At 40.9% G+C, this 26,694-nt stretch carries 21 protein-coding genes; 14 read left to right on the forward strand and 7 right to left on the reverse strand.

Features of this window, described 5'->3' with window-relative positions; all coding sequences use genetic code 11:
* Positions 1-95 precede the first annotated feature (95 nt).
* The 7 genes from recR to IEY03_RS14385 all read left to right on the forward strand — a co-directional run bounded on the left by recR (position 96) and on the right by IEY03_RS14385 (position 8,678).
* Positions 96-695: a recombination mediator RecR gene (gene recR / locus IEY03_RS14355; RefSeq protein WP_188842910.1), complete on the forward strand. Its 600-nt coding sequence runs from the start codon at positions 96-98 to the stop codon at positions 693-695.
* Positions 696-902: 207 nt separating this feature from the next.
* Positions 903-2,816, forward strand: coding sequence for a molecular chaperone HtpG (htpG, locus tag IEY03_RS14360; RefSeq protein ID WP_188842912.1), 1,914 nt, complete (start codon positions 903-905; stop codon positions 2,814-2,816).
* Between the two features lie 58 nt (positions 2,817-2,874).
* Positions 2,875-3,741, forward strand: coding sequence for a tetratricopeptide repeat protein (locus tag IEY03_RS14365; protein ID WP_188842914.1), 867 nt, complete (start codon positions 2,875-2,877; stop codon positions 3,739-3,741).
* 135 nt (positions 3,742-3,876) lie between these two features.
* Positions 3,877-4,521 (forward strand): adenylate kinase, encoded by a 645-nt coding sequence (adk, locus tag IEY03_RS14370; RefSeq protein WP_188842916.1) that lies wholly within the window; start codon positions 3,877-3,879, stop codon positions 4,519-4,521.
* Between the two features lie 543 nt (positions 4,522-5,064).
* Complete coding sequence (locus IEY03_RS14375; protein ID WP_188842917.1) at positions 5,065-6,369, forward strand: inosine/guanosine kinase; 1,305 nt, start codon at positions 5,065-5,067, stop codon at positions 6,367-6,369.
* A gap of 323 nt (positions 6,370-6,692) precedes the next feature.
* Positions 6,693-7,523 (forward strand): NAD(+) synthase, encoded by an 831-nt coding sequence (nadE, locus tag IEY03_RS14380; RefSeq protein ID WP_188842919.1) that lies wholly within the window; start codon positions 6,693-6,695, stop codon positions 7,521-7,523.
* A 153-nt stretch (positions 7,524-7,676) separates the two neighbouring features.
* The gene (locus IEY03_RS14385) at positions 7,677-8,678 is read left to right on the forward strand and encodes a WD40 repeat domain-containing protein (RefSeq protein WP_229778344.1); all 1,002 of its coding nucleotides are present in this window, start codon (positions 7,677-7,679) and stop codon (positions 8,676-8,678) included.
* Between the two features lie 39 nt (positions 8,679-8,717).
* Here IEY03_RS14385 and IEY03_RS14390 read toward each other — a convergent pair whose 3' ends face one another.
* Entirely contained in the window at positions 8,718-9,275 is a 558-nt protein-coding gene (locus tag IEY03_RS14390; protein ID WP_188842921.1) for a DUF6942 family protein, read from the reverse strand.
* A 107-nt stretch (positions 9,276-9,382) separates the two neighbouring features.
* Between IEY03_RS14390 and IEY03_RS14395 the strand changes: the two genes are divergently transcribed.
* On the forward strand, positions 9,383-10,837 hold the full coding sequence (locus IEY03_RS14395) for an alpha/beta hydrolase (protein WP_188842923.1): 1,455 nt from the start codon (positions 9,383-9,385) through the stop codon (positions 10,835-10,837).
* Here IEY03_RS14395 and IEY03_RS14400 read toward each other — a convergent pair.
* A complete protein-coding gene (locus IEY03_RS14400; RefSeq protein ID WP_229778345.1) occupies positions 10,815-12,992 on the reverse strand; it encodes a diguanylate cyclase in 2,178 nt (725 codons plus the stop codon). The two genes, IEY03_RS14395 and IEY03_RS14400, sit on opposite strands and share 23 nt — an antisense overlap.
* Positions 12,993-13,347: 355 nt before the next feature.
* Here IEY03_RS14400 and IEY03_RS14405 point away from each other — a divergent pair, with 355 nt between their 5' ends.
* From IEY03_RS14405 to IEY03_RS14420, 4 genes are all read left to right on the forward strand, one after another.
* Positions 13,348-13,614: a DUF4212 domain-containing protein gene (locus tag IEY03_RS14405; protein ID WP_188842927.1), complete on the forward strand. Its 267-nt coding sequence runs from the start codon at positions 13,348-13,350 to the stop codon at positions 13,612-13,614.
* Between the two features lie 11 nt (positions 13,615-13,625).
* On the forward strand, positions 13,626-15,344 hold the full coding sequence (locus IEY03_RS14410) for a sodium:solute symporter family protein (protein ID WP_188842929.1): 1,719 nt from the start codon (positions 13,626-13,628) through the stop codon (positions 15,342-15,344).
* A 132-nt stretch (positions 15,345-15,476) separates the two neighbouring features.
* Entirely contained in the window at positions 15,477-17,324 is a 1,848-nt protein-coding gene (locus IEY03_RS14415) for a DUF294 nucleotidyltransferase-like domain-containing protein (protein WP_188842931.1), read from the forward strand.
* The gene (locus tag IEY03_RS14420; RefSeq protein ID WP_229778346.1) at positions 17,324-18,025 is read left to right on the forward strand and encodes an exonuclease domain-containing protein; all 702 of its coding nucleotides are present in this window, start codon (positions 17,324-17,326) and stop codon (positions 18,023-18,025) included. Before IEY03_RS14415 ends, IEY03_RS14420 begins: the two co-directional genes overlap by 1 nt.
* 107 nt (positions 18,026-18,132) lie before the next feature.
* On the opposite strand, the gene IEY03_RS14425 is transcribed toward IEY03_RS14420, so the two are convergent.
* From IEY03_RS14425 to dapA, 5 genes are all read right to left on the reverse strand, one after another.
* Positions 18,133-19,218 carry a ketoacyl-ACP synthase III gene (locus IEY03_RS14425; RefSeq protein WP_188842932.1) on the reverse strand — a complete coding sequence of 362 codons (1,086 nt, stop codon included), beginning with the start codon at positions 19,216-19,218 and terminating at the stop codon, positions 18,133-18,135.
* 148 nt (positions 19,219-19,366) lie between these two features.
* Complete coding sequence (locus IEY03_RS14430; protein WP_188842935.1) at positions 19,367-20,059, reverse strand: GntR family transcriptional regulator; 693 nt, start codon at positions 20,057-20,059, stop codon at positions 19,367-19,369.
* A gap of 107 nt (positions 20,060-20,166) precedes the next feature.
* On the reverse strand, positions 20,167-21,735 hold the full coding sequence (locus IEY03_RS14435) for an aldehyde dehydrogenase (NADP(+)) (RefSeq protein ID WP_229778347.1): 1,569 nt from the start codon (positions 21,733-21,735) through the stop codon (positions 20,167-20,169).
* A gap of 10 nt (positions 21,736-21,745) precedes the next feature.
* On the reverse strand, positions 21,746-22,747 hold the full coding sequence (locus IEY03_RS14440) for a 4-hydroxyproline epimerase (protein ID WP_188842939.1): 1,002 nt from the start codon (positions 22,745-22,747) through the stop codon (positions 21,746-21,748).
* A gap of 57 nt (positions 22,748-22,804) precedes the next feature.
* Entirely contained in the window at positions 22,805-23,713 is a 909-nt protein-coding gene (gene dapA, locus IEY03_RS14445) for a 4-hydroxy-tetrahydrodipicolinate synthase (RefSeq protein ID WP_188842941.1), read from the reverse strand.
* A gap of 401 nt (positions 23,714-24,114) precedes the next feature.
* Between dapA and IEY03_RS14450 the strand changes: the two genes are divergently transcribed.
* A complete protein-coding gene (locus IEY03_RS14450; RefSeq protein ID WP_188842943.1) occupies positions 24,115-25,386 on the forward strand; it encodes an NAD(P)/FAD-dependent oxidoreductase in 1,272 nt (423 codons plus the stop codon).
* 134 nt (positions 25,387-25,520) lie between these two features.
* The gene (gmhB, locus tag IEY03_RS14455) at positions 25,521-26,075 is read left to right on the forward strand and encodes a D-glycero-beta-D-manno-heptose 1,7-bisphosphate 7-phosphatase (RefSeq protein ID WP_188842945.1); all 555 of its coding nucleotides are present in this window, start codon (positions 25,521-25,523) and stop codon (positions 26,073-26,075) included.
* The last annotated feature ends 619 nt before the right edge of the window (positions 26,076-26,694 follow it).

Consider the following 26,694-nt stretch of genomic DNA (forward strand, 5'->3'; position numbering starts at 1 on the left):
TTGTTTTAACAATCTGCTTTGCAATCTGAGATGACAAAGTGAATAATCATCCCCTTTATATTTATGCTATTTAGATTTGAAGGTTTGTTATACATATGAAATTCAGCCCCTTGGTCGATGAGCTTATTCAATCGTTGCGAATTTTACCCGGTGTAGGGCCAAAATCGGCACAACGCATGGCTTTTCAATTATTAGAGCGCGAACGAAAAGCCGGTCTCAAACTTGCCGAATCATTACAAAAAGCCATGTCTGAGGTTGGACATTGTCAAGGGTGCCGCACCTTTACCGAACAGGATTTGTGTCCTATTTGTGCTAGCCATAAACGTGGTAATGCTGACGTTATTTGTGTGGTTGAAACTCCGGCAGATGTGTTAGCTATTGAGGCTGGTGGCCACTTTAATGGTCGTTATTTCGTATTACTTGGCCATTTATCGCCACTTGATGGCATTGGGCCTGAAGAGTTAGGACTGGCTTTGTTAGAGCAACAATTATCTTCCGCTGATGTGCAGGAGCTTATCCTAGCCACAAATCCAACGGTTGAAGGTGATGCGACCGCACATTTCATTGCAGATATGGCTCGCCGTCATAATGTCGTCATTAGCCGTATCGCCCATGGCGTGCCTGTGGGTGGCGAATTAGAATATGTTGATAGTACAACATTGGCGTTATCGTTTAATGGCCGCATAAAGTTATAATCATGTTGCTGATGTTTAAGCCATCATCCATCAGTGGAGATGGCTTAAAAAATCACCAAAAAAACATTGCCCCCTTGAATTGTATTCTCTAAGCCCCATCTCTTGTATATCAGAGCATTTTAGAGTGGTCGCTTTGGCGGTGTTATCAAGTTCCCCGCATAAAGTGACTGTTATGTAATACCTCAAGTACTATCAAGGGAATTATTCATGTCACAACAAGAAACACATGGTTTTCAAACCGAAGTTAAACAATTACTGCATTTGATGATCCACTCTCTGTATTCAAACAAAGAGATTTTCTTACGTGAATTAGTTTCAAATGCGGCCGATGCGGCCGACAAATTACGTTACTTAGCGTTAACTGATGATGCCTTATATGAAGGTGACGGTGATTTGCGCGTTCGTATCAGCACCGACACAGAAAAAGGCACAGTGACTATTTCTGATAATGGTATCGGTATGACCCGCGACGGTGTGATTGAGCATTTAGGTACGATTGCTAAATCAGGTACTAAAGAATTTTTCAGCCACTTATCTGGTGAAGCATCTAAAGACTCACAATTAATTGGCCAATTTGGTGTAGGTTTTTACTCAGCATTTATCGTTGCTAAAAAAGTAACTGTGCGCACTCGTGCTGCAGGCAAACCTGCAAATGAAGGCGTATTGTGGGAGTCAGAAGGTGAAGGTTCATTTAGCGTAGATAACATCACTAAAAATACCCGTGGCACCGAAATCACCTTGCATTTGCGTGATGAAGAAAAAGAATTTGCTGACGATTACCGCTTACGTTCAATCATTACTAAGTATTCAGATCATATTTCAGTTCCTGTGCAAATGTTTGAAGAAGGGACTCCAGAGTCAGACGGCCCAGATGGTGAGAAAATCCCCGCGACTGAGGGCTTTTGGAAACCGATGAACAAAGCGACAGCGCTTTGGACCCGTAATAAATCAGATATCTCTGATGATGAATATCAAGAGTTTTATAAGCATATCTCTCACGACTATAGCGATGCTTTAAAGTGGTCACATAACCGTGTTGAAGGTAAGCAGGAATACACTAGCTTATTGTATATTCCATCTAAAGCGCCGTTTGACCTGTTTAACCGTGATCACAAACACGGACTAAAATTGTTTGTTCAGCGCGTGTTTGTTATGGATGATGCTGAGCAATTTATGCCGACTTATTTACGCTTCGTAAAAGGCTTAATTGACTCAAAAGATTTACCACTAAACGTATCGCGTGAAATTTTACAAGATAACCAAGTCACCAAGTCTTTGCGTACAGCATTAACTAAACGTGTACTGGGTATGCTTGAAAAGTTAGCCAAAGATGATGCTGAAAAGTATCAGGCTTTCTGGGCTGAGTTTGGTCAGGTATTAAAAGAGGGCCCAGCTGAAGACTTCGCTAACCGTGAACGTATTGCCAGTCTTCTTCGTTTTGCTTCGACGCAAGACAATACCGCGGCAACGACTGTGTCGTTAGATGCCTACATTGAACGCATGAAAGAAGGTCAGGAAAAGATTTATTACATAGTGGCAGATAGCCATGACGCTGCGGTAAATAGTCCACACCTTGAATTATTACGTAAAAAAGGCATTGAAGTGTTGTTAATGTCAGAACGTATCGATGAATGGTTAATCAACCATTTAACCGAGTACAAAGACAAAAAGCTGCACTCAGTGACAAAAGGCGATTTAGAGTTAGGTTCATTAGAAGATGAAGCTGACAAACAAGCCCAAGAGAAAGTGGCGGAAGAGTCTAAAGGCTTAGTTGAGCGCATTAAAGCAGCACTTGATGGTAAAGTCTCTGATGTGAAAGTGACTTCGCGCTTAACAGACACCCCAGCCTGTGTGGTTACAGGCGAGGGCGAAATGTCGACCCAAATGATTAAATTAATGCAAGCAGCGGGTCAGCCAGTTCCTGACTCTAAGCCAACATTTGAAATCAATCCAACGCATCCTTTAGTTGAGCGTTTGAACAGCGAACAAGACGAGCAACTGTTTGCTGATTGGTCTAACTTGTTGTTACAACAAGCGCAACTTTCAGAGAAAGGCAGTTTGGCTGATCCATCGGCATTCATTAAATTAATGAACCAAATGTTGATGTCGAGCTTTAAGTAACACTTGAGCGGATATGAAAGCGGACTAAATGTCCGCTTTTTGCACTTTAAGGGGACCTATGGAACATATCATTTCGTTAACTAAAGAAAACATCCAGCAAGTTGTTGATACCTCGATGGAAAAAATGGTTGTGCTAACCTTTTTTGCCCTGCAACAGCCAGAAAGCATGCAAATGCTGCAGACTCTTACCCAGTTAGCCACCGCACAAAAAGGGCGGTTTATTTTGGCATCGGTAGACTGTGAAGTGGAAATGGAGATTGCGCAATATTTTCAAATTCAAAGTTTACCCACCACGCTTGTATTAGATAAAGGTCGTCCAATTGATGGCTTTGCAGGCGTGCAAGACACCACAAGTGTTACAGCTTTACTTGATAAGCATTTGCCACCTATGTGGTTACAAGCATTTGAAGACGTTAAAGCACAGCTGGCACAAAGTGAATTGTTAACCACAGAAACACTGACTCAGCTGAGTGCAGATCTTAAAGATATCCTGCTACAAGCGGATAATCTTGCCCAGGTACAATTAGTACTCGTGGATGTGTATTTACAATTAAATCTACTGGGTGATGCAAAAACCTTATTGTCTGCAATTGGACTGGCAGATCAAGACAGCTATTATCAAAATTTAAAAGCTAAACTCGCATTAGCTGAAGATGCTGCAGATACTCCTGAAATTCGTGAACTTCAACAACAACTTGAAAGTAATCCTGCGGATATTTCATTATCAATTGATTTAGCTAAAGCGCTCAATAAAGCCCAGCGTAACGACGAAGCATTAGAAACACTTTTTGGTTTTTTACAAAAAGATTTGCATGCAGCCGATGGCAAAGTTAAACAAGTGTTCTTGGAAATATTAACCGCAATGGGGCAAGGCAATGCCTTAGCCAATCAATATCGCCGTAAATTATATACCTTGTTGTATTAAACAGACTTGCCTGCAAATGGGCTGCGCTTATTAGATATAGGTCTAATGGAGTGCGTTTGCCACTATGAATAGTGCGGCAGATATGCGAAAATCGCCGCCCTAAAAAGAATATAATCTTAAAAGAGGACTTTAGAGATGCGCATTATTTTATTAGGTGCCCCAGGTGCCGGTAAAGGTACCCAAGCTCAATTTATTATGGAGCAATATGGTATCCCACAAATCTCTACTGGTGATATGTTACGTGCTGCGGTTAAAGCGGGAACACCACTTGGTTTAGAAGCCAAGAAGGTTATGGATGCTGGCCAACTAGTTTCAGATGACTTAATCATTGGTTTAGTGAAAGAACGCATCGCACAAGATGACTGTGCTAAAGGCTTCTTACTTGATGGTTTCCCTCGTACAATTCCGCAGGCAGATGCAATGGCAGCCAATGGCATTGTAATTGATCACGTGATTGAGATTGACGTGCCAGACGAAGAAATTGTTAAGCGCATGAGCGGTCGTCGTGTGCATTCTGGTTCAGGTCGTGTTTACCATGTTGTATTTAATCCACCAAAAGTGGAAGGTAAAGATGATGTTACCGGTGAAGAATTAGCTATTCGTCCTGATGATGAAGAATCAACGGTACGTAAGCGTTTAGGTATCTATCATGAGCAAACTAAGCCATTAGTAGACTACTATGGTAAAGTGGCTGCAGAAGGCCGTACTGAATACAACAAATTTGATGGTACTCAAAGTGTTGCCGCCGTAAGTAAACAATTGGCAGCGGTACTTAAGTAATCACTTTGTCAGTGAATAAAAAACCAGCTTAGTTTGGGCTGATAATAAAAAGGGATCTGTTTATACAGATCCCTTTTTATTTGTTAATTCACTTGTACCAGATCTGTTCTTGATGCGTCAGTTCTTCTTGTTATCAGATATTACCTATCTGTTACTCGCAGTGCATTGACCTAAATAGTGAACAATAGTCTTTATGGGTTTTGTTGATGATCTGGCTTAACGGCTAAGTATCTTCTTAGCGAAATCAAATACGTTTTCAAAATGGTCAATAACTCTTTAAAAATTCGACTTATAACGACAAGTTGCTATTTTGCTGTTTGAGTGATTAGTAACAGTCAGATTGATGTTGATTGAACACGGAACAGAACAAGCCGGTTATGGCTAGTCGTTATGGTAAAAGTCATTTAATCTCATAAGGTTAATATGTTATTATTCGCCGCCTTTTTTCTATGGCAGCTGCATGTTTAAGCAATATTGCATTAAATATAAACTAAACTAATATTTTTATTCCGCTGCATGGATGCAAACTCATGAGAATCGATTATGAAGTTTCCAGGTCAACGTAAGTCGAAGCATTATTTTCCTGTAAGTAACCGTGATCCGCTGTTGGCGCAATTTACTCAACAGCCGCAAACATTTCCTACTTACATATGTGGTATCGACCAAACCTTAGTCGACATCGAAGCTAAAGTAGCTGAAGAGTTGCTTGAGCGCTATGGATTACCTAAAGGGAATTCAACGTTAATCGATGATGAAAGGGCGCACACCCTTTATAACGAGTTAAAATCAAATGACATGATCAGTGATGAGTTTGCTGGTGGTACCATTGGTAATACCGTTCATAACTACTCGATACTTGCTGATGACCGTTCAGTTTTGTTTGGTGTTATGAGTCAGAACATTATGGTGGGTAGCTATGCTTACCGTTACCTGTGCAATACCTCTTCAAAAGTAGATTTGAATTATTTACAACCCGTTGATGGCCCTATTGGTCGCTGCTTTACGCTAATTTCAGCTGATGGCGAGCGTACTTTTGCGATCAGCAAAGGCTCAATGGATAAATTGACGCCACATTATATTAATCAGCAAGTGGTTCAAGAAAGCTCTGCATTGGTGATCACCGCCTACTTAATGCGAGCCAGTGATGGTGACGGCATGACATCGGCTGCTATGCAAGCGATTGAATATGCTAAAGCTGCTGAGGTACCTGTGGTGTTAACGCTTGGTACACGCTTTTTAATTCAAGAAGACCCTATTTGGTGGCAAAACTTTATTAAAGAACATGTCACTATTTTGGCGATGAACGAAGATGAAGGTGAGGCGTTAACAGGCTTTAAAGACCCTCTATTGGCCAGTGAAGCGGCGCTTGAATGGTGCGATATGGTGTTAACTACCGCTGGGCCAATTGGGTTATACACCGCAGGTTATGCTGAAGATAGCGCTAAACGCGAAACCAGCCACATATTGTTACCTGGCGCTATTCCTGAGTTCAACCGTTATGAATTCTCTCGACCCATGTTAAAGGCTGACTGTGAACAGCCGATCAAAGTGTATGCCCATATTGCACCTTACATGGGGGGCCCTGATTATATTCGTAATACCAACGGTGCTGGTGATGGTGCTTTATCGGCTTTGCTACATGATTTATCGGCTAACAATTACCATAAAACCAATGTGCCTGGCTCAAGTAAGCACAAGCGAGATGGATTATGTTACTCGTCATTTTCTCAAGTATGTAAGTACGCTAACCGAGTCGCCTATGAAGTGTTAGCTCAGCACAGTCCAAGATTATCTAGAGGCCTACCTGAGCGTGAAGACAGCCTCGAAGAGTCATATTGGGAACGGTAATCAATGCTTTAACTGGCTAAGTGACCTAGACTTTGATTAACAAATCTATCTACAGTGGCAATTTGCAACGCTAACAGCGTTGCATTTAGTTACAATAGAGCAGCGATTGCAAGTCAATTTGCCTTGATTATCCCTGTAATTTTCAGGTTGCAGGATAGCAATGTATATTTGTCATAATATTAATGTATTAGTAAATATCTTATCCAGAGTGCAGCTTAAATAAAAAGCACTTTAAAAATAAACGATAATGTTTTGTCATTATCGTTTTTTTTTGCTGAATTTTTAATAGAATAGAGCTAGATAAATTATTAAAGGGGCTTAAGGTGAAGGGACAAATATTACGGGAAATGCATGTACTCAAAGCAATCGAACCTGATTTTGAAGTACAAAGACGCGTTGCATTTATCAAATCTAAGCTCAAAGATGCCCATTGTTTTTCGCTTGTATTAGGGATCAGCGGGGGAGTGGACTCATCATTAACCGGTCGTTTATGTCAACTTGCTGTTGATAGCCTCAACGAAGGACTCAATAATAAGCCTTATCAATTTATTGCTGTCCGATTACCTTATCAAGTGCAAAAAGATGAAGATGAAGCCCAGTTAGCTTGTCAGTTTATTCAACCCAGTAAGCAAGTGACAGTCAATATTGCGCAGGGAGTAATTGGAGCGCATGAGGCTACATTAGCAGGACTTGCTGAAGCAGGTATTACTTTGCCAGCAGCCGATAAGGTTGATTTTGTAAAAGGGAATGTTAAAGCAAGAATGCGCATGATCGCGCAATATGAAATTGCGGGTATGGTGGGGGGCTTAGTTGTCGGTACTGATCACAGCGCTGAAAACATTACCGGTTTTTATACAAAATTTGGCGATGGAGCATGTGATTTAGCGCCTTTGTTTGGCTTAAATAAACGCCAAGTACGCCAATTGGCAGCTTATTTAGGTGCCCCCGATATTTTGGTGAATAAAGCGCCAACGGCAGATCTTGAAGATGATAAACCACAATTAGAAGATGAGGTGGCTTTAGGGCTAACCTATGAGCAAATTGATGATTTTCTCGAAGCAAAACAGGTGGATGTGTCTGTTGAATCGAAATTAATTGCGATTTATCAACGTACGCAGCATAAACGCAAACCAATCCCAACCATTTACGATTAACATTGCTGGCAATTCTCAGAAATATGACACACGGCATCTTGTATAAGTTATCTGTGTGTCATTCATTTATGTTGTTCAAATCAGTGAACTTTAGCGTTAAATAGGCTAATTCCTATGCTTGGGTATTCACGGCTACATGTTTAAGGAATTCATTTGCTTGCTAATACTGGATCGAGATTATTGCGGATGCGCTTTATGCTTATCCCCTTGGTATTGGCTATGCTTATTGGTTGTCATCAAATCGTGGATAGTAAAAAGCCTGATGAAATTCATCGTTTGGTCGAAGAAAGTCTTGTTGATGGTGTCTTGTCTGCCGATGCCAGTATTGCGGTGACCTTGGGGCGAAGCCGCACATTATCTGTGTGGGATATCGCTACTCAAACCTTATTACATCAATGGATTGGCGATGATTTTGAACAAGCGAATTATCATTTGGCGCTGTCAGAAAATAAGCAACACTTGATAACAGCAGGAAAAAACAACATTACCATTTTTAATCTTGTAACTGGCAAGTTAGATCTTCGTTGGACTGCTCAAGGTTTTAACCCTGATGCGAGTGTAACAAGTCTTTTTTTAAGTCAAACGGGGGGCACGATTATCGTTGGTATGAGTGATGGTTCTATCACTGTTATCAAGCGCAGCAGCATGACAATGTCATTGTTTAAACAACACAGTGCAGCCGTTAATCATGTTGAACTCTCTGATGTTGAACAGCAGGTTTTATCTTCGGGACTTGACGGCCAAGTACAGGTTTGGGCTAGCCATAGTGGTGAAGTGATAAATAGCTTTTCACGTCCTCAAAGGATCACCAGCGTGAGCTTTGATGAAGCGACTGGGCGTTTATTTATTGCGGACGCATTAGATAATAATGCCATTTTTGATTCGAAAACCACCTTGTCTGTTGGCAAGCTCGATTACCTTGAACGTTATCGTTACTTTCGAGTGGCGCTACTTATCAATAATGCTAATAACTTAATTACGGCAACCACAAAACAAACCGTTATTTACTGGGATGCGGTATCTGGGAAAGAGCTTTTTAATTGGAATATCACCGCCTTTAGTGCTGGAACAACTGTTTTGTCGATGAAGATCCAACCAAATGGTAAATTATTGACTTTAAGTTCAGATGGAGCACTAGAAAGCTGGGTTTTGTAAAATAGACTTCAAGTCGATATTGTTTAACAGTTGAACATCCTACATTTTAAACCCTGGAGTATTATGGTGCAGCATAGGTCTTAATAATGCTATTAATGCATTGGGAAATTGGCGATAGTCTAAGTATGGCGTAAGAAATACCGGGTGATGATATTGAATAGCCTGCTTGTCATTCAATGAAAGGTTTTGATCAAGTACGATATTTTCAAATGAGAAACGTGAAAAGGTATTTTTGCCGCAAATGATGTGCAGGATATTAGGATCTAGTGCTAAATCATCAGCTTGTTCAAATGACTCATTCACAATGACAATCGCAAGGGGGATATGAGCCGCACTGCTTTGCTGAAACAAGCTTGGTTGTACTTTGCGCCAATCAGAAAACTCTTTGCAGACAAGCTTACTTATAATCACCATAATTTTACGCCAGTGATTACCATTAGCATGGATTAATTGTTCTATTGCTTGTTCATTTGCGGGGTGCCAATTTTTTGGAATGGTTGGCGCTGAAGGTAAATAAAAGATAATTTTGGCGGTAGTTGCCCCAAAATAGTGGCGAATTGATTCTGGTGCGGACGAATTATCATTAAGCATTTTCATTTTATTATCGTTTACTATTACGGTTAGTATAATAGCTTATCATCCTAAACGCTTTTACAGGTTTAGATTTTATGTATTCATTGTTGGTTTAGATTTGAAGGTTCCCCATGCGTGCGATTGTTATTGGCTCCACTAAGCATCTTTTGTTTGCATTATTTTATAGCATCATTGGAACATTTATCGCGTTGATTATGTTGGCTGTATGGTTGTTAAATGAAAAGCCCGAACTTTCAATATGGCATACAACCCATTTAAAAAATGAATATCATCAACAGTCGGGGTTAAATAATTTTACTGAGTATCTCACCCTAGAAGATAAGCTGTTTAAGGAAGTTGATAAAAAGATTTATCAGAAATATCAGCCAGCAATAGCCTCACCAGTTAATCGTTACGAGAAAGGCAGTTTATCGGATCCTTCCTTATGGCACTCAGATTGGAATCGATCTTTTGAATGGGAAAATGACGATGCTGAATTTGGTTTATTACTTATTCATGGCATGTCAGATTCGCCATATTCGATGTCTCACATTGCGGAGCATTATCGCCACCAAGCCCATATTGTCGGATTGAGGCTACCAGGACACGGTACAATTCCGTCTGGCTTGACAGATATTACTTGGCCTGATTTAGCTGGCGTAGTGTCATTGGCGACCACTCATCTGTCACAAAAATTAAAAGGCAAACCGCTTTATGTAATCGGTTTTTCAACCGGAGCTGCGCTTGCCTTAAACCATGAGCTTGAAGCCATTACGTTGAACAAACCGTTAAGTTATAACAAAATGATTTTTATGTCTCCAGCAATTGGCCTTACTCCTATTGCTCAGGGAGCATACTGGCAGGCCATGCTAGGTGAGTTACTTGGACAAGAGAAGTTATATTGGAATAGTGTAGAAACCGAATACGATCCATTTAAATATATGTCTTTTGCCGTGAATGCCGGTGATGTTGTTTATCAGTTAACATTACGTAACCAACAGCTTTTGAAACAATTAAACGCCGAGCAGCTGCAAGCCATTGCGCCTATTCAAACGTTTCAATCCATTATTGATGATACTGTGTCCTCAGTACATGTTGTTGATGAACTGTATCAATATTTACCTGAAAATGATCACGAACTGGTTATGTTTGACTATAATCGCAGCTCAAATTTTCGGTTATTAATGAATCAAGACCCAATGCTACCTTTCGAACCGTATTGGACTAATCAGCCGATTGATTATCGATTAACCTTTATTGAAAGTTACCAACAAGATGGACGCGCAGTGCGTGCTAGAGAAGTCGGCTTGTTAGCTGACCAAGCTCCACAAGAGTTATTGTTGAGCTGGCCTAAAGGGGTGTTTTCGCTTTCACATATTGCTTTACCGTTTCCAATCGAGGATTCACTTTATGGACCGATAGTGGTTGAAAACAGTGAAACGGTTCAAATTGGTTTGGCGATATTTCAAGCCGAAAGAGGTTTGTTCTCTATGTCGGCGGCGAATATGTTGCGCCAAAAATGGAATCCATTCTACCCTTATATGCTAGGAAGAATGGATGCTTTTATGGCTCAGACTGAGGATTAATAATACTGACGTGTACTCTGTTACGACCTTGGGCTTTAGCCTGGTACAGATTATCATCAGCAATTTTAATCCATTTATCTAATTGGGCATGATAATTGGCATTTGCCGTTATCGCCCCTATGCTGACAGTGACATTAAACTGTTTTGCTGCATTGGGTGAGTTGATTTTGGTTGAGGCTAACTTAACTCTAAATTCATTTAAATGATGCTCGATATTAAGCGCATTTGTCATAGGTAAAATCAGAATAAACTCTTCACCACCGTAGCGTGCCAAAATATCAATATCACGTTTAAAATGCTGTGAAAGTAACTCTGATACTTGGCGAAGACATTCATCTCCCGCTAAGTGTCCATAGCTGTCATTAATGGCTTTAAAAAAGTCTAGGTCTAAAATGGCTACTGTAATAGCCTGCTCACTGCGTAAACAAAACTCTCTAATCTCATTAAATTTATGTTCAGCAAAGCGTCGGTTATACAAATTAGTCAATGGGTCTTTATCAACCAATTCCTGAAGTTTTGTATTGGCTTTTTCCAATTCTAAAGTACGTAAAGCAACGGTTTCTTCTAGTGCTAGTTGATGCAATATAAGTTCTTGTTTACTGGTTACTAACCTTTGATAAAGGCTATAAACCTCCTTAGGTGAATTGTCATCAAATACTTGAGTGTTTAAATCATGTTGGTTTAATTTCTCAAAATGATTGGCAACCATTTCCAATGTAACTGTAAGCAACTGGCTAATTCGATTGGATATAAAAAAACTTATCAATAAGGCTGAGAGTAAAATAATAAAGCTACTCAGCATTTGTCTTTCAGCTAACTTTAACAGTGGGGAAAAAGGCTCAATAACATATATTTTCCAGCCGTTATTTAACTCTCTAGTAGCATAAATATATTCAGGAATGTTTGACTGGGTACTCTGTAGATTCATCAACTGTAAATCTGTTACATAATAGCCGTTGTGAATACTGTATTTAAACGGTGACATCACCTTTAAATTCAATTCATCTGACGCATAAATGATGTTATTAGCTTCATCCGTTAATATCACCGATTGGTTATTGTGCTTGTTAAAATCGTAATCAATAGCAGAGAAATACTTTAAATCAAGAGAGCCCTCAATGACTCCCGCCGGTTGTAATGGTGTATCTTTATTAAAGTAAGGTGCGCTGATCGCTATGATGGCATCATTACCAAAGCCTCTTCCAACAAAGACTGAAGAGATAAATGTTTTCTGGTTATAGAATGCTTCGATAAAATAATCCCGGTCTTTAACGCTTAAATGATTACTTGAATTAATGTCTTTGAATCGGGTTATCGGCGATGCCGCAATCATTTTTGCCTTATCATCAGTGATGAGCATGCTGATAAAGCCAGGGTAATTGTTATGTAAATTACTCAGTAAAGGTTGTTGATCAGCACTGGTATTATTTACTAAGGTAAAGAATTGTGCAGCATTCTTAATTACCTTTGTATGCATGTTGATGTACTGCTCACCAGCAGAGCTTAGATGAAAAACGGTTTCTTGTTGGTTCTTTTTTATTAATGATTGCTGTTTGTTTAATGAGATAAAGTTAAAGTATAAAGCTGAAAATAACAGAGATAACGTAATCATTAAGGTAATGAAATACGCCATCTGCTTACTCAGCGTTCTTCGTTGCTTATCTTTAATCTTAGTTTCAAAAAACCATAACTTAGGAAGCATCAATATTAGCAAAGACGCTAAGCTAGTATAAATCAGGCTATTGATAGCCTGCTTTAAGGTTACAAAAGACAAGTGTTCTGCAGGTAAATCAAAGAATATATTTGCCATCAGGTAAAATAACGGCATGCCTATAATAGCCCAAAAAATGAAACTGCCATAAAGAGCATAAATATCACGACGTCGGCAGAAACCTAAAAATACCGCCTCTAAGGAAAATATTACAAATACATGGTAACTGTCCCAAATTAACATCAAACCAGTAGAAGCAAGTAGAGATGTAATTAAGGCGTACCAAGGACCGCATAATATGGCCACAATGACGGTTAAACTATTACCGAGAATAAATTGAACGTTGGCAAAAAAAGGAACGGGGTAAAGATTTATTACCAGTGCGATGACACCTAACACAAATGAAAGTAAGAGGTTTTGGTGATTAAACTGCAGGTTTTTCAATGAAATATCCTTTCTCATTATTATGTTAAAATTTTAGCGCTCAAACCGTTTAATCTCAAGTTATTCACTCCTGTATTTGAATTTTATCCCTTAGGTATACACTTGTCTTACCGATTTTGCGGGCGATTGCAACAGCATCCTTGTTCGACCTTGGTCTAGATTAGTCGCGTAGTCACCCGTTACCTACATCGTTATTTTTTTATTAATGCTTTGTTATTTATAGTGTATTTTTGTTTTCGCGAGTTTTTTTAATATTTAATTAGACTAAGGTCTTGATTGTCGAACCCCCTAGAGTTGCTAGATTAACAATGACTTTACAACTCGACTTTATAAAAACTAGCACAGGGGAGTCGCAATGGCTTTTGAAAATAACGATAAAGCAGCAGGGTATTGGCGTGAAAATTTACGTTTAGTACTTGGACTGCTAGCAATTTGGGCTGCAGTGTCATTTGGCTGCGGTATTTTATTTGTAGACGCGCTTAATGAAATTACCTTTATGGGATTTAAATTAGGCTTTTGGTTTGCGCAGCAGGGTGCAATGTATGTATTCGTGGCGCTGATTTTTGTTTATGTGGCAAAAGCAAATGCCCTAGACAAAAAATATGATGTTCATGAAGATTAAGGGGCACTGAAATGGATGTTCAAACACTAACATATATTATTGTCGGCGCGACGTTTGCGCTGTATATCGGTATCGCGATTTGGGCGCGTGCTGGTTCAACTAAAGAGTTTTACGTTGCTGGTGGCGGTGTTCCACCAGTAATGAATGGTATGGCTACCGCAGCAGATTGGATGTCAGCGGCATCATTTATCTCGTTAGCAGGTATCGTCTCATTTACCGGTTATGATGGTTCTGTGTATTTAATGGGTTGGACTGGGGGCTACGTATTATTAGCCTTATGTATGGCGCCTTATTTACGTAAGTTTGGTAAGTTTACTGTACCTGACTTTATTGGTGACCGTTACTATTCACAAACTGCACGTACTGTTGCAGTTATCTGTGCCATCTTTATCTGTTTTACTTACATAGCAGGTCAAATGCGCGGTGTGGGTGTGGTGTTCTCTCGCTTCCTAGAAGTTGAAGTTGAAACCGGTGTATATATTGGTATGGCGGTGGTGTTTTTCTATGCTGTTCTTGGTGGCATGAAAGGGATTACTTATACTCAAGTGGCTCAATACTGTGTGCTTATCTTTGCTTTCATGGTTCCAGCTATCTTTATTTCAGTCATGATGACAGGTCACATCTTACCTCAAGTGGGTTTTGGTGCTGAACTCGTTGATGCTGCAGGTAATGGTACTGGGGTGTACTTGCTTGATAAGCTCGACGGTTTATCCGCGGAACTAGGATTTTCACAATATACTGAAGGCTCGAAAGCCATGGTTGATGTGTTCTTTATCACAGGCGCATTAATGTTTGGTACCGCTGGTTTACCACATGTAATCGTTCGTTTCTTTACTGTTCCAAAAGTGAAAGATGCGCGTTTATCTGCTGGTTGGGCATTAGTATTCATTGCAATCATGTATACCACAATTCCAGCATTAGCAGCGTTCTCTCGTGTTAATATGATCGAAACCATTAATGGTCCAGATGCAACAGGTGTTGCTTATGAAACTGCACCACAGTGGATTAAAAACTGGGAAAAAACCGGTTTAATCGCTTGGGATGATAAAAACAGCGATGGTAAAATTTCATATGCAAATGGTGCAACGAATGAAATGACCATTGACCGCGATATTATGGTACTTGCAACGCCTGAAATTGCTAGCTTACCAGCTTGGGTTATTGCCCTTGTTGCAGCCGGTGGTTTAGCCGCGGCACTATCAACTTCTGCAGGGTTATTATTGGTAATTTCGACATCAGTATCCCATGATTTACTCAAGAAAAATCTGATGCCAGATATTTCAGATAAAAAAGAACTGATGTATGCCAGAATAGCAGCGGCCTTGGGTGTGGTTATGGCGGGGTACTTTGGTATTAACCCTCCAGGATTTGTCGCCGCGGTGGTTGCGATAGCCTTCGGTTTGGCTGCGGCATCATTATTCCCAGCTATTATTATGGGTATTTTCTCAAAAACCATTAATAAAGAAGGCGCAATATCAGGTATGTTAGTTGGATTATTATTCACTGCTGGCTACATTGTTTACTTCAAATTCGTCAACGTAGGTGCTAACACCCCTGAAAACTGGTTATTTGGCATTTCGCCAGAAGGTATCGGTATGATGGGTATGTTCATTAACTTTATTGTAGCCTTTGCTGTAAGTAAAGTGATCGGCAAAGTACCACAGGATGTTGTTGATATGGTTGAGTCAATTCGTTTCCCTAAGGGCGCGGGTGAAGCTCACGACCATTAGAATTTATTCTTTTAATTAAGAGCGCTTCGGCGCTCTTTTTTTATGGGAGTTTTAAAATCTTGGGCTTAAGTCTTATAGCCACTATTAAGTGGCTAACGGTATATTAAATTAAAGGGTCAATGAGAAAATAATATGAATGCCAGCGAATTACAGCCCATTGAACAATTTTTGCAATCGCATGCGCCGTTTGACGTGCTTTCACCTGCACTAATTGCACGCTGCGCCCGTGAAATTAATATTGGTTATTATCCCAAAGCATCGGCATTTGTTGAGTTTGACCCGATTAATCCCAAACTGTATCTAGTGAGGAGTGGTGCATTTGAGGTTAGAGATCCACAGGGGGTGCTTGTCGATCGAGTTGCTGAAGGTGAGTGTTTCGGTTTTTCTACCTTATTGTCAGGCGAAAAAGTGGTGAATAAAGTCGCTATTCTAGAAGATGGCTTGGTGTATCACATTCCTCAGCCTTTGTTCACAGAGCTTCGTACCCAAAACCGACCATTTGATACTTTTTTCACTCGAGCGTTTGCACAGCGTTTACGCAATGAGCATAAGTTTAAGGCCAAAGACCTCACCACAACCAGCCGTATAACCAATCTGATGTCGCATAAGCCAATCAGTATTGAAGTCAACGCCAGTATTCAGCAAGCCGCGAGATTAATGAGAGATAATCGAGTTTCTTCGGTACTGGTTTTACATCAGCAGCAATTGGTTGGTATTTTAACCGATAGGGATTTACGTAACCGTGTATTAGCAGAAGGACTTGATGGAGATGTGTGCGTCGAAAAAGTCATGACAAAACAGCCTCAAACTGTTGCTTCAAATGCTTTAGTATTTGAGGCGATGTTATTGATGAGCGAGCACAATATTCATCATTTACCGGTTGTGGATAATCAGCAAGCTAAAGGAATGGTAACCAGTACCGATATTTTGCGATCCCAAAGCTCGCAACCATTATTGCTAATTGGCGAAATAGACCGCCAAGCTTCAATTGAAAAATTAATCCATGTTAGTAAACAAATACCGGTGTTATTACAAAATTTAATTAGCGCCGATGCCAGGGCTGAAGAAATCGGTCGGGTATTAACGTCGGTTACCGATGCGCTTACTCGTCGGTTAATTGTTCTTAATCAACAGTTATTAGGTAAAGCCCCAATGGCATTTTGTTGGTTAGCTTTTGGGTCCCAAGGGCGTCAAGATCAGGTCGCTTGTTCTGATCAAGACAATGGTTTGTTGCTAGCCCATGAGGCAGATGAATTTGCCGCAGCGTATTTTGATAAATTAACCCATGCTGTATGCAAAGGGTTGGATCAGTGCGGGTATATATACTGTCCTGGCGATATTATGGCGCAAAATCCACTATGGCGCTTATCGCTGCAGCACTGGCAGCAAAAGTTTAAAAAATGGGTGCTGTCTCCAGAGCCAAAGGCACTGATGCATGCCAGCATATTTTTTGACATGCGCGCGGTTTACGGACCGCAAACTTTGTTTGATGAGCTGCAAGATTCAGTAATGTCACACACTAAAGATAATGATATCTTTTTGGCCGGTATGGCAGGCAATTCATTACAACAAACTCCTCCTTTGGGCTTTTTCAGAAAATTCGTGCTGGAACGTGATGGCAGTGAAGTGAAGGGCATGGATTTAAAACATAAAGGCAGTGCCTTAATTAATGATATCGCTCGGGTTTATGCTTTAAGTGCAGGCATAAAAGAGGTCAACACCGCCAAGCGCATTCGCGCATTAATGGATGCCAATATTATGAATCGTAAAGATGCACTAAATCTTGCCGATGCCCATGAATTTATTGCCCATATGCGCTTAGCTAATCAAGGATATCAAGCCACTAATAATCTAATTGTGAGTAATTATCTAAAACCTCAGGATTTATCATCATTGCTTCGCCATCAATTAAGGGATGCCTTTAAAGTGGTTCATGATGCTCAATCAGGTTTAAAGCTTAAATTTACTCGGAGTTTCTAGTGGTTAATCATCTATGGCTGAAAAGCCGATTTTGGTTTGATTCTCTGTCAAAATCTCAAGGTTTGAATAATCGTCATTTAATTGAATATCAACAGACATTAACCCAACAGTTTATGCGTAATATTTATGATGCCGATTTGATGGCAATAGATCTGGAGATGACTGGGCTTGACCCGCTAAAGGATCAGATAATCAGTATTGGCTTAGTGCCAATTAATCATGGCTCAATACCGCTAGCAAAAGCCAAGCATTTGATGATTTCAATTGATGGTAGTGTGGGGCAAAGTGCCGCTGTGCACGGTATTGTTGATCATCAACTGCAGAATGCTCTCCCCATTGAGGCCGCAATGGCATGGTTACTAGAACAAACAAAGGGTCGCATTTTAGTCGCGCATCATGCTCCAATGGACATGGCTTTTATTCAGAAAAGCTTAGATAACGTATTTGGTCAGCGATTATTACTGCCTTTTATTGATACTTTAATGATTGAGAAAACCCGCTACCTGCGCCAGCACGGCCAGTTAATTGAAGGGTGTGTTCGCTTAGGTCAAAGTCGAGAACGGTATCATCTGCCAATCTACGCAGGTCATAATGCACTTATAGATGCGATTGCCTGTGCCGAGCTATTTTTAGCGCAAGTGTCAGCATTAGGTGGATTAAAGCAGATAAAGTGTCATGAACTGGTGGGCTTATCAAAATAATAATGCCCATCATTGACGGGCACTATTAAGGTCACTAGCTGTCTCTATGAAGGTTAATCACAATCATTAATAAGCGATGTAGTCACTAAGCTTATTATTTAATTAGCCTATCTGTTTTCTTCAGCTGCTTTTTTGAAAAAATAATCCACAGCAGGCTTAATTAGCTCTAGGGCTGTTTGTTCACAATCTGGCACTTTGGCATCGCTGGTATTGATAGGTGTCACGCGGTCAGTCCATTTGAAGAGTAATGCTGCCGATGTTAAACCTGCGCCAAAAGCACATGACAAAATGGTTTGCCCCGGTTTGATTAAACCTTTATCCAATGCATCACATATTGCAATTGGAATGGTCGCCGCTGAAGTGTTGCCATAGTTAGCAATATTCACAATGGCACGTTCTTTTGGAATTTTCATCCGACTTACCAAGGTATCTATGATACGTTCGTTAGCTTGATGTGGAATAACCCAATCAACATCATCTTTATCTACATTGCACTTTTCAAGCACCTTAGCGCTCAACGAGCCCATCCCTTGAATAGCGCGTTTAAAGATTTCCTGACCATTAAATTGAATGTAAAAATCTAATGAGCTTGCGTCTAATCTATCAATTTGACTACCAAAGCTGGATTTCAATATTTCACGTCCATCAGGGTCGTTATTAAGCTCATAGCCTAATACTCCACCTTCCTCTTCACGTGCCTCTAAAACCACGGCACCCGCGCCGTCACCAAACAATACGGCGGTTTCTCTGCGTGACCAATCTAAATAAAAAGATAAGCGCTCAGCACCTATGACTAACACCTTTTTATTTTGACCACTTTTAATTAATGAGCTTGCTAAACCTATCCCGTATAAAAAGCCACTACAAGCAGCATTGATATCAAAAGCACCACATGTTGCGCCCACATTTGCTTGGACAGTAGATGCAATGTTCGGGATCAATGTATCAGGGCTTGCAGAAGCTAGGATGATTAAATCTAATTCACTACCATCAATACCTGCGGCAGCTAAAGCGTGCTTTGCGGCAACGCTTGCAAGCACCGAAGTGTTAACGTGGCTAATATGGCGCTTACTGATCCCTGTGCGAGATTTAATCCACTCGTCAGAGGTTTCCATGAAAGTAGCAAGATCATCATTAGTTAATGATGATGGTGGGACGGCTTTGCCCCATCCTGTAATATGAGCGTACTGCATCGTGTGTTCTCTCAAAACAAATTTAATTGGTCATAGGGTGCTGTTGAACGTGACAATCTGTATGAATGTTGCGGTGCGAATTAATGTCACTTCAAATGCTATAGGGTAGAAAAGTGTAGGTTACTTACTTGCTACACTATCCTTAATGTTAGGCTTTTTTAAGGGTTTGTCCGCTGGTTGAGCTTGGAACTAATGCCCTGATTGCCACTAATACATCCATAATGTGGCGATTTAACAATGCGGTTGCAGCCTCAATATCTTTACTTTTACATAGTTCGAGTAATTTTCTATGCTCTTGTTCTGCTTTTGGGATCCCAGCTGTACGCAGCAGTTGCAATCGAATATAACGGTCACAATTGGTATTGATACCATGAATAACATCAAGGGTATGTGGACGATTTGCAGGTTTGTACAGAATCGTGTGAAACTGGGTATTAAGCTCGTTCCAGCTTGCCACAGTGTTTTCATGTTTGAAGGCTGATTCTAATTGATCGAGAACTTTCTCTGCTTCAGCAATATCTCGTGATTGTAGGTTCGGTATAGCCTTAGCGAGTAAATCTGTTTCGATCATCGCTCTTAATTCAAATAGTTCCGTGGCTTGTTCTGCTGATAAAAGTGTTGCAGTTGCACCCTTGTGCGCTTCAAATTTAACTAAGCCTTCAGCCTCAAGTTGCAATAAAGCTTCACGAACAGGAATTCTGCTTACGTTGAGTTCTTCGGCAAGGGCGCTTTGGCGTAGTGCTTCACCAGCAACTATGACACCAGAGAGAATTTGTTCTCTGAGCACCTCTACTACAATTTGAGTACGTGTTTTATGGACTATCGGTGTTGTTAGACTCATAGTTTCCGTCTATTTAATCATTACTACATCTTATCCACCCAAGGTTACCGTTAAAAAAACTATTAATAAAGGGAAAATACTCGTTTCCCTTTATTAATTTTCACGATTTAAAAAGTCATTAATTGCGGATTTTCGGGGCGCAAATCTCTTGGTAGTTGAGACAACGGCATATTCTGATAGCAAATGGGTCGAACAAAGCGTTTCATTGCCTCTATACCCACTGATGTTGAGCGCACATCTGTGCTGGCTGGATAGGGACCACCATGATTCATGGAGTAACAAACCTCCACTCCTGTTGGCATCTGATTGAATATGAGTCTGCCAACTTTATAGCTCAAATTATCAATAAGTTGGCTATAGTCTTTAAGATCTTTTTCAAGGCCGTGAATACTGGCTGTTAGTTGACCGTCTAACATATGCACAAGGTAATCAATTTCTTCAATTGTTTCGCACTGTACCAAAATAGCAAAAGGGCCAAATACTTCAGTTTGTAACGCTTGATTCGCTAAATAGTCACTGACTGATACCGTCAGTGCTAGTGGACGTGTGTGATGGCTTGCCGTTGCGGCTTTGCCTTGCGCAAGTACATTGACACCTTTTATTGCCATTAAAGCTTGCGTCATTTTCTGATAGGTAGCAGCGATACCGGGCGTTAGCATAGGCGCGGCATCTTGAGCAGCCATTTCATCAGAAAAACTAGCCAAATATCTTTTCAGAGCAGCGTCTTTGAGTACCACAATTAATCCCGGGCTGGTGCAGAATTGACCATGTCCCATCATCATTGATAGCACCTGTGAGCGGGCAAGTGATTCTGCACTTTCTACCATCAATGTAGGTAAAATAAATTGTGGATTAATTGAACCAAGTTCCCCATAGAATGGTATAGGCAATGGGCGAGTTGCACAGATATCCGCTAATATCCGGCCTACTTTTAACGAACCGGTAAATCCGACTGCTTTGATATCAGGATGGCGAACAAGTGCTATAGCACCAGTGGCTTGACTGGCCTGAACAAGATTAAAAACCCCTGTTGGCATGTTGCAAGCATTAATAGCACGGGCAATCGCTTTGGTGACTAACTCGCTGGTAGCCGGGTGAGCAGGATGTCCCTTAACAACAACGGGACAACCAGCAGCAAGGGCTGATGCGGTATCGCCGCCAGCAGTAGAAAAGGCCAGTGGAAAGTTTGAAGCACCAAATACAGCAACGGCACCTAGTGGCAAATAACCAAGTCGCGAATCAGCTTTGGGCAATGGCATTCTGTCTGGATCGGCTTTATCAGCATAACGAGCATCAGTAGGTGCTCGTAAGTAGCTCGCAAACATTTTTAGTTGATTGCAGGTTCGGGCTGTTTCGCCTTGAAGACGTGCGAAAGGAAGCCCTGTTTCTTGATGTGCAATGGCGATAATACTATCGACATCGGCCATGATTTGTTTGGCAATTTCATCAAGAAACTCAGATTTTTGCATCGCAGTGGTTTGACGATAAGCTGAAAATGCACTTTGGGCAGCGTTAACCGCTTGGTTCACTTCTTGTTCTGCCGCTTCGGCAAACAGCCAAGGCAATGGGGTGTTTTCTACGGGGTTAAAACTTGTAAAACCATCTGCTTTGCCTATCCATTGACCGCCAATAAAGTGCTGGCCGCATAGGCTTGTTGTATTGTCTTGCTGTGTCATTGTCATTCCTTTAAACCACCTGGAAGCCAAGTGCGTATGGATCGCTATCGTCAACTGTGATGGCGTTTTGAGCAAAAATTCGCGCCCAACCTTGAATACTTGGACGAATAGCCTCGTAATGACCCACTTTGGTTGCAGATTCTACTTTACCGATAAATTGGCTACCGATAATGCTTTCGTGAGTATAGGTGTCGCCGACATTGAGGACGCCGCGAGCAAAAAGCTGGGCAAGTCTTGCGCTAGTTCCTGTACCACAAGGAGAACGGTCAATGGCTTTGTCACCATAAAAGACTGCGTTAGCTCCGTCTGAACCTTCAGAAATGGTTTCTCCGGTCCAAAGCACATGGGATACCCCTTGAACAGTAGGGTCATCAGGGTGCACGCAAACAAGTTGCTGGCGTGCCGCATCACGCACTATTGGGCTCCAACGTAGGATGTCTGCAGCCGACCAATGGCGAAGGCCTGGGAAGTTTTCTTGTGGATCAACAATGACATAATAATTACCGCCATAGGACACATCGACCTTTAACACACCAAGACCTGGGACGTCCAAAATGGCATCCTTATGTGCCAAGTAGGCAGGAACATTATAAATTTTTACCCAATCAACTTTACTACCAGTTTGTTGGTAGTCGATATTAATCTGGCCAGCAGGCACGTCTAACGTGAGTTTGCCAGCAACCTTGGGTATTAATAAACCCGTTTCAATTGCTGCCGTGACTGTGCCTATGGTGCCGTGGCCACACATTGGCAAACATCCACTCGTTTCGATAAACAGAATCGAGGCGTCACTGTTGTCTGAACAAGGCGGGTAAAGAAAAGACCCTGACATCATATCGTGGCCTCGTGGTTCAAACATCAGCGCTTTACGGATCCAATCATAATTAGCCAAAAAATCTTGGCGCTTTTCGCTCATAGTGCGACCGATAAGGTTTGGATGGCCACTGGTGACCAACCGAACCGGATTACCGCATGTATGAGCATCGACGCAAAAGAATGTGCCTTTTATCATCGTTGCCTACTCCATCTTTTTATTGTTTTTAGGGTAAAAGTCATTTCGATAGCAAAATTAGATGTATTTGTTCAAATCTAAACGAGAGGCTAAAGCTTCCTTGACGACTTTGTAGACATAATCGCGTTCTTCACCAATTAACGTCATACGTGGCATACGAACATTTTCGTTACCTCTGCCTACGATTTGCTCCGCTAATTTGATGCATTGAACCAATGTAGGGATGGTGTCTAGGCGAAGTAGCGGCATAAACCAGCGATAGATTTCACGAGCCTCTTCGATACGGCCTTCTCGGGCGAGTCTAAATAAGGTGACAGATTCGCGCGGAAACACATTGGTTAAACCGGAAATCCAGCCAGTGGCACCTAATAAAATGCTTTCTAGTGCAATATCATCTACGCCACATAAAATTTCGAAACGATCCCCAAAACGACTTTGCAACTCTGTCAAACGACGGGTATCTGTTGTTGATTCTTTAATGGCGACGATGTTTTTTTCTTGCGCTAGAGTAGCTGTCATTTCAAGGTTGATATCAACGCCATAACTGACAGGGTTGTTGTAAATCATGATGGGTAATTTGGTTGACCGTGCAACCGTTTGGTAATGGGCAACCACTTCACGATCGGTTCCACGATAAACCATAGCAGGCAATAGCATTAAACCGTCAACACCTAGTGCGTCAACATCTTGGGCATATTGCGCCGCAAGTTGCGCGGTATTTTCAGTGCAACCAGAAATAACGATGATACGGCCATTGACGGTATCAACAGTGTGCTTGATAAAGTCTCGTTTTTCTTGAGGGCTTAAAGAAGCATTTTCACCAATAGTGCCAAGAGCAATAATACCATCGATGCCATCATTAATCAGCTCCTCAAGCATTCGGGCGTTCGAATCATAATTAATGGTGCCGTCATTATTAAATTGTGTAGAGATAGCGGGGAATACGCCTTGCCAGTTTCTTTTCATTTCGTGCCCTTATTTTTACGTTAAGCTAGTATTAAATAGTTATGAATGTCACGTTTATCAGGAATAAATAGTCAGCATCTATGATTATGTGGGTGCTTCTTATTGGGCTTCCTGACTTTTACAAACCGCCATTTAATTCAGGCAGCTTGGTCATCTATATCGCTTTCAGTCTAAATGATAGTCACTACTTTACTATAATTGAATATTGTATACAATATTCAATTATAGGTTATTAAGAATCTTTTTAAGTTAGAATTAACTGATTATTGGTTATGTTCTTGAAAAAACAATGTTGAATTTATTGTCATGTGAAGTGAGCATAAGCCTACATGTGCCTGAATCATTCAATGAGGCTGAGTTTTAAAACTTAAGCAATCATTAACTAAAATAAGAGATTAAAAATGAATGCAGCTAATAATTGTGGCGTCAATTTAGGGGAGATGACTGTCATAGGATCGGGCATTGTCGGTTTAGCATCTGCGCTTAATTTACAACGGGCAGGATTTAAGGTCAGCTTGCTTGACAAAGAAGGTATAGCCGCAGGCGCATCACAGGGCAATGCAGGGCACTTCGCCACTGAGCAAGTCTTCCCTTTAGCTAATCCTAGTTTACTTCACCAATTGCCATGGATGTTAATTGACCCGTTAGGGCCATTTAGGATCCGACCAAAATATTTTTATCGTGCTTTTCCTTGGTTCATGCGATTTTTACTGAATATGCTGCCTGAACGTCGAGCGCAGAATAGTCTGGCTATAAAAGCGCTTAATGAGCACTCCATAAAAGAGATGAAAGATTTATTGGCATTTTGTGGCTGCAAAGAATTATTACACTTAAACGGTAGCTTATTGGTTTTTGAAGGCAACTCAATTAAAGAGGTTGAGCGAGAATGGCGTATGTACTCAAATGCTGGCGTAGATGTTGAATTATTAACCGGTCAACAAGTGCGTGAGCTAGAACCCAGTTTGAGTGAACATATATCTCATGGACTATTTTTTACTCAAGTGGGTCATACTCCAGATCCTTATCAGATGTGTGTCGCGATTGCCGATAAGTTCAAGGCTTTGGGGGGGGAATTTAAAGTGGCGAAAGTAGATGCCATTATAGAAGAGAGTCAGCGAGTAACTATCTTGATTGATGGCGAACAGAAAATATCAACCACGAAGCTTTTATTAACTGCTGGGGCTTGGTCTAAACCTTTAGCAAAACAACTTGGTCACAATGTCCCCCTTGAGGCTGAGCGCGGTTATCATCTTATGATGCCTCAAGATGCTAAGCTATCGCGCCCAGTGGCATCTTATAATCGTAAGTTTATTATCACTCCTATGGCTAAAGGCACCCGTTTGGCCGGTACTGTTGAATTTGGCGGACTTGATGCGCCTATGTCTCCAGCCAGAGCCGACTGTTTTCTCCCCCATGCTAAAGCCTTGCTCCCGACAGTGTTTACAAATGCTAATGCAAATGATGGAACAAGATGGATGGGATTTAGACCTTCTTTACCCGATAGTTTGCCTGTTATAGGCAAAACCAAGCTCAACAATATATACGTATCTTTTGGTCATCAACACTTGGGGTTAACTTGGTCAGCAATTAGTGCCAAATTGGTTACCGAAACGATCCTAGAAAAAGAAACAACTTTAAATATGCTGCCATATAGCATAGATAGGTTTAGTTAACCCATCTACTTATTAGTATTAAGTAGTGGATGTCAAAATTGAAAGGCTGACATCATTTACGCGGTGCAATTTTTCACGATGAATGGGATAATAGTAACAAATGAAATTTGAGATTGTCTTATGGAGTTGCGCCTGTGAACCGAGCTGTATTTTTAGATAGAGATGGTGTCATCAATAAAGATACAGGGTATGTTCACCTTGTTGATGATTTTGAATACATAGATGGTGTGTTTGATGCTTGCCTTGCGCTGAAGAAGATGGGTTATCTATTAGTAGTCGTGACCAATCAGTCGGGAATTGCTCGTGGTATGTACAGTGAGGACGATTTTCATTCATTAACGGAATGGATGGATTGGAACTTTGCTGATAAAGGTGTGGATTTAGACGGCATCTATTACTGCCCACACCATCCCGAAAAAGGCATTGGTGAATACAAGCAAGATTGCGATTGCCGAAAACCAAAACCAGGAATGCTACTTGATGCAGCAAAGTTTTTAAAAATAGATCTAGCAAACTCAATTATGGTTGGTGATAAGGCTGATGACATGCGTGCCGCCAAAGCAGCAGGGATAGGTAAGTCGATACTGGTACGTAGTGGTAAAGTAGTTGACCAAGCCGGTATTATTGAAGCAACAATAGTAGTTGATAGTATTGCAGATGTTCCTGATGCAATTAAACAAGGCATTTAGCGTAGGAAATGACTTCAAAAACGCCTTTTTTGATTGCTAAAACATCATTTGGTTTAAAAAGTATTCACTTAAACCATGAATTGCTAAAAAAGACAAAACAGGGGTTGCACAAAATCTTAAGCTGCCTATAATGCGCATCCACTGACACGGCACAGAGCGAAAGCGGAATGCAGAGTCAGCTTGGTTTACAGCGGTAAAACGCCACAAACCAAACGCGAAAAGAAAGTTTGAAAAAACGCTTGACGCAAACAACAGGGTCTGTAAAATACGCAGCCCAAGCCAACGACCTAGCGTCTAACGGCGATGTTTGAAAAATTAACATCAACGCTCTTTAACAATTTATCAAGTAATCTGTGTGTACATTCACAGGTATTGAGTTATTCGAAATTGCTTCTTCTTAGGAAGAGCAATCAAAAAATTTAAACTCAATGCAACGATGAATGTTCATAGAAATATGAAACTACAGCAATGTAGTTGATAACTCGTTAGCTCTTATGAGCGAAGCGAATTATAACAGTAGAATTCATTGAGTCGTTCGACGTAGTCGAATAGAAAAAACTTTAATTGAAGAGTTTGATCATGGCTCAGATTGAACGCTGGCGGCAGGCCTAACACATGC

The sequence above is a fragment of the Shewanella aestuarii genome, assembly GCF_014647215.1.
Taxonomy (GTDB): domain Bacteria; phylum Pseudomonadota; class Gammaproteobacteria; order Enterobacterales; family Shewanellaceae; genus Shewanella; species Shewanella aestuarii.

Coding starts and splice junctions, on each gene's coding strand:
- recR (WP_188842910.1), top strand. CDS start 96: ATGAAATTCAGCCCCTTGGTCGATGAGCTTATTCAATCGTTGCGAATT.
- htpG (WP_188842912.1), top strand. CDS start 903: ATGTCACAACAAGAAACACATGGTTTTCAAACCGAAGTTAAACAATTA.
- IEY03_RS14365 (WP_188842914.1), top strand. CDS start 2,875: ATGGAACATATCATTTCGTTAACTAAAGAAAACATCCAGCAAGTTGTT.
- adk (WP_188842916.1), top strand. CDS start 3,877: ATGCGCATTATTTTATTAGGTGCCCCAGGTGCCGGTAAAGGTACCCAA.
- IEY03_RS14375 (WP_188842917.1), top strand. CDS start 5,065: ATGAAGTTTCCAGGTCAACGTAAGTCGAAGCATTATTTTCCTGTAAGT.
- IEY03_RS14390 (WP_188842921.1), bottom strand. CDS start 9,275: ATGAAAATGCTTAATGATAATTCGTCCGCACCAGAATCAATTCGCCAC.
- IEY03_RS14395 (WP_188842923.1), top strand. CDS start 9,383: ATGCGTGCGATTGTTATTGGCTCCACTAAGCATCTTTTGTTTGCATTA.
- IEY03_RS14405 (WP_188842927.1), top strand. CDS start 13,348: ATGGCTTTTGAAAATAACGATAAAGCAGCAGGGTATTGGCGTGAAAAT.
- IEY03_RS14410 (WP_188842929.1), top strand. CDS start 13,626: ATGGATGTTCAAACACTAACATATATTATTGTCGGCGCGACGTTTGCG.
- IEY03_RS14415 (WP_188842931.1), top strand. CDS start 15,477: ATGAATGCCAGCGAATTACAGCCCATTGAACAATTTTTGCAATCGCAT.
- IEY03_RS14425 (WP_188842932.1), bottom strand. CDS start 19,218: ATGCAGTACGCTCATATTACAGGATGGGGCAAAGCCGTCCCACCATCA.
- IEY03_RS14430 (WP_188842935.1), bottom strand. CDS start 20,059: ATGAGTCTAACAACACCGATAGTCCATAAAACACGTACTCAAATTGTA.
- IEY03_RS14435 (WP_229778347.1), bottom strand. CDS start 21,735: ATGACACAGCAAGACAATACAACAAGCCTATGCGGCCAGCACTTTATT.
- IEY03_RS14440 (WP_188842939.1), bottom strand. CDS start 22,747: ATGATAAAAGGCACATTCTTTTGCGTCGATGCTCATACATGCGGTAAT.
- dapA (WP_188842941.1), bottom strand. CDS start 23,713: ATGAAAAGAAACTGGCAAGGCGTATTCCCCGCTATCTCTACACAATTT.
- IEY03_RS14450 (WP_188842943.1), top strand. CDS start 24,115: ATGAATGCAGCTAATAATTGTGGCGTCAATTTAGGGGAGATGACTGTC.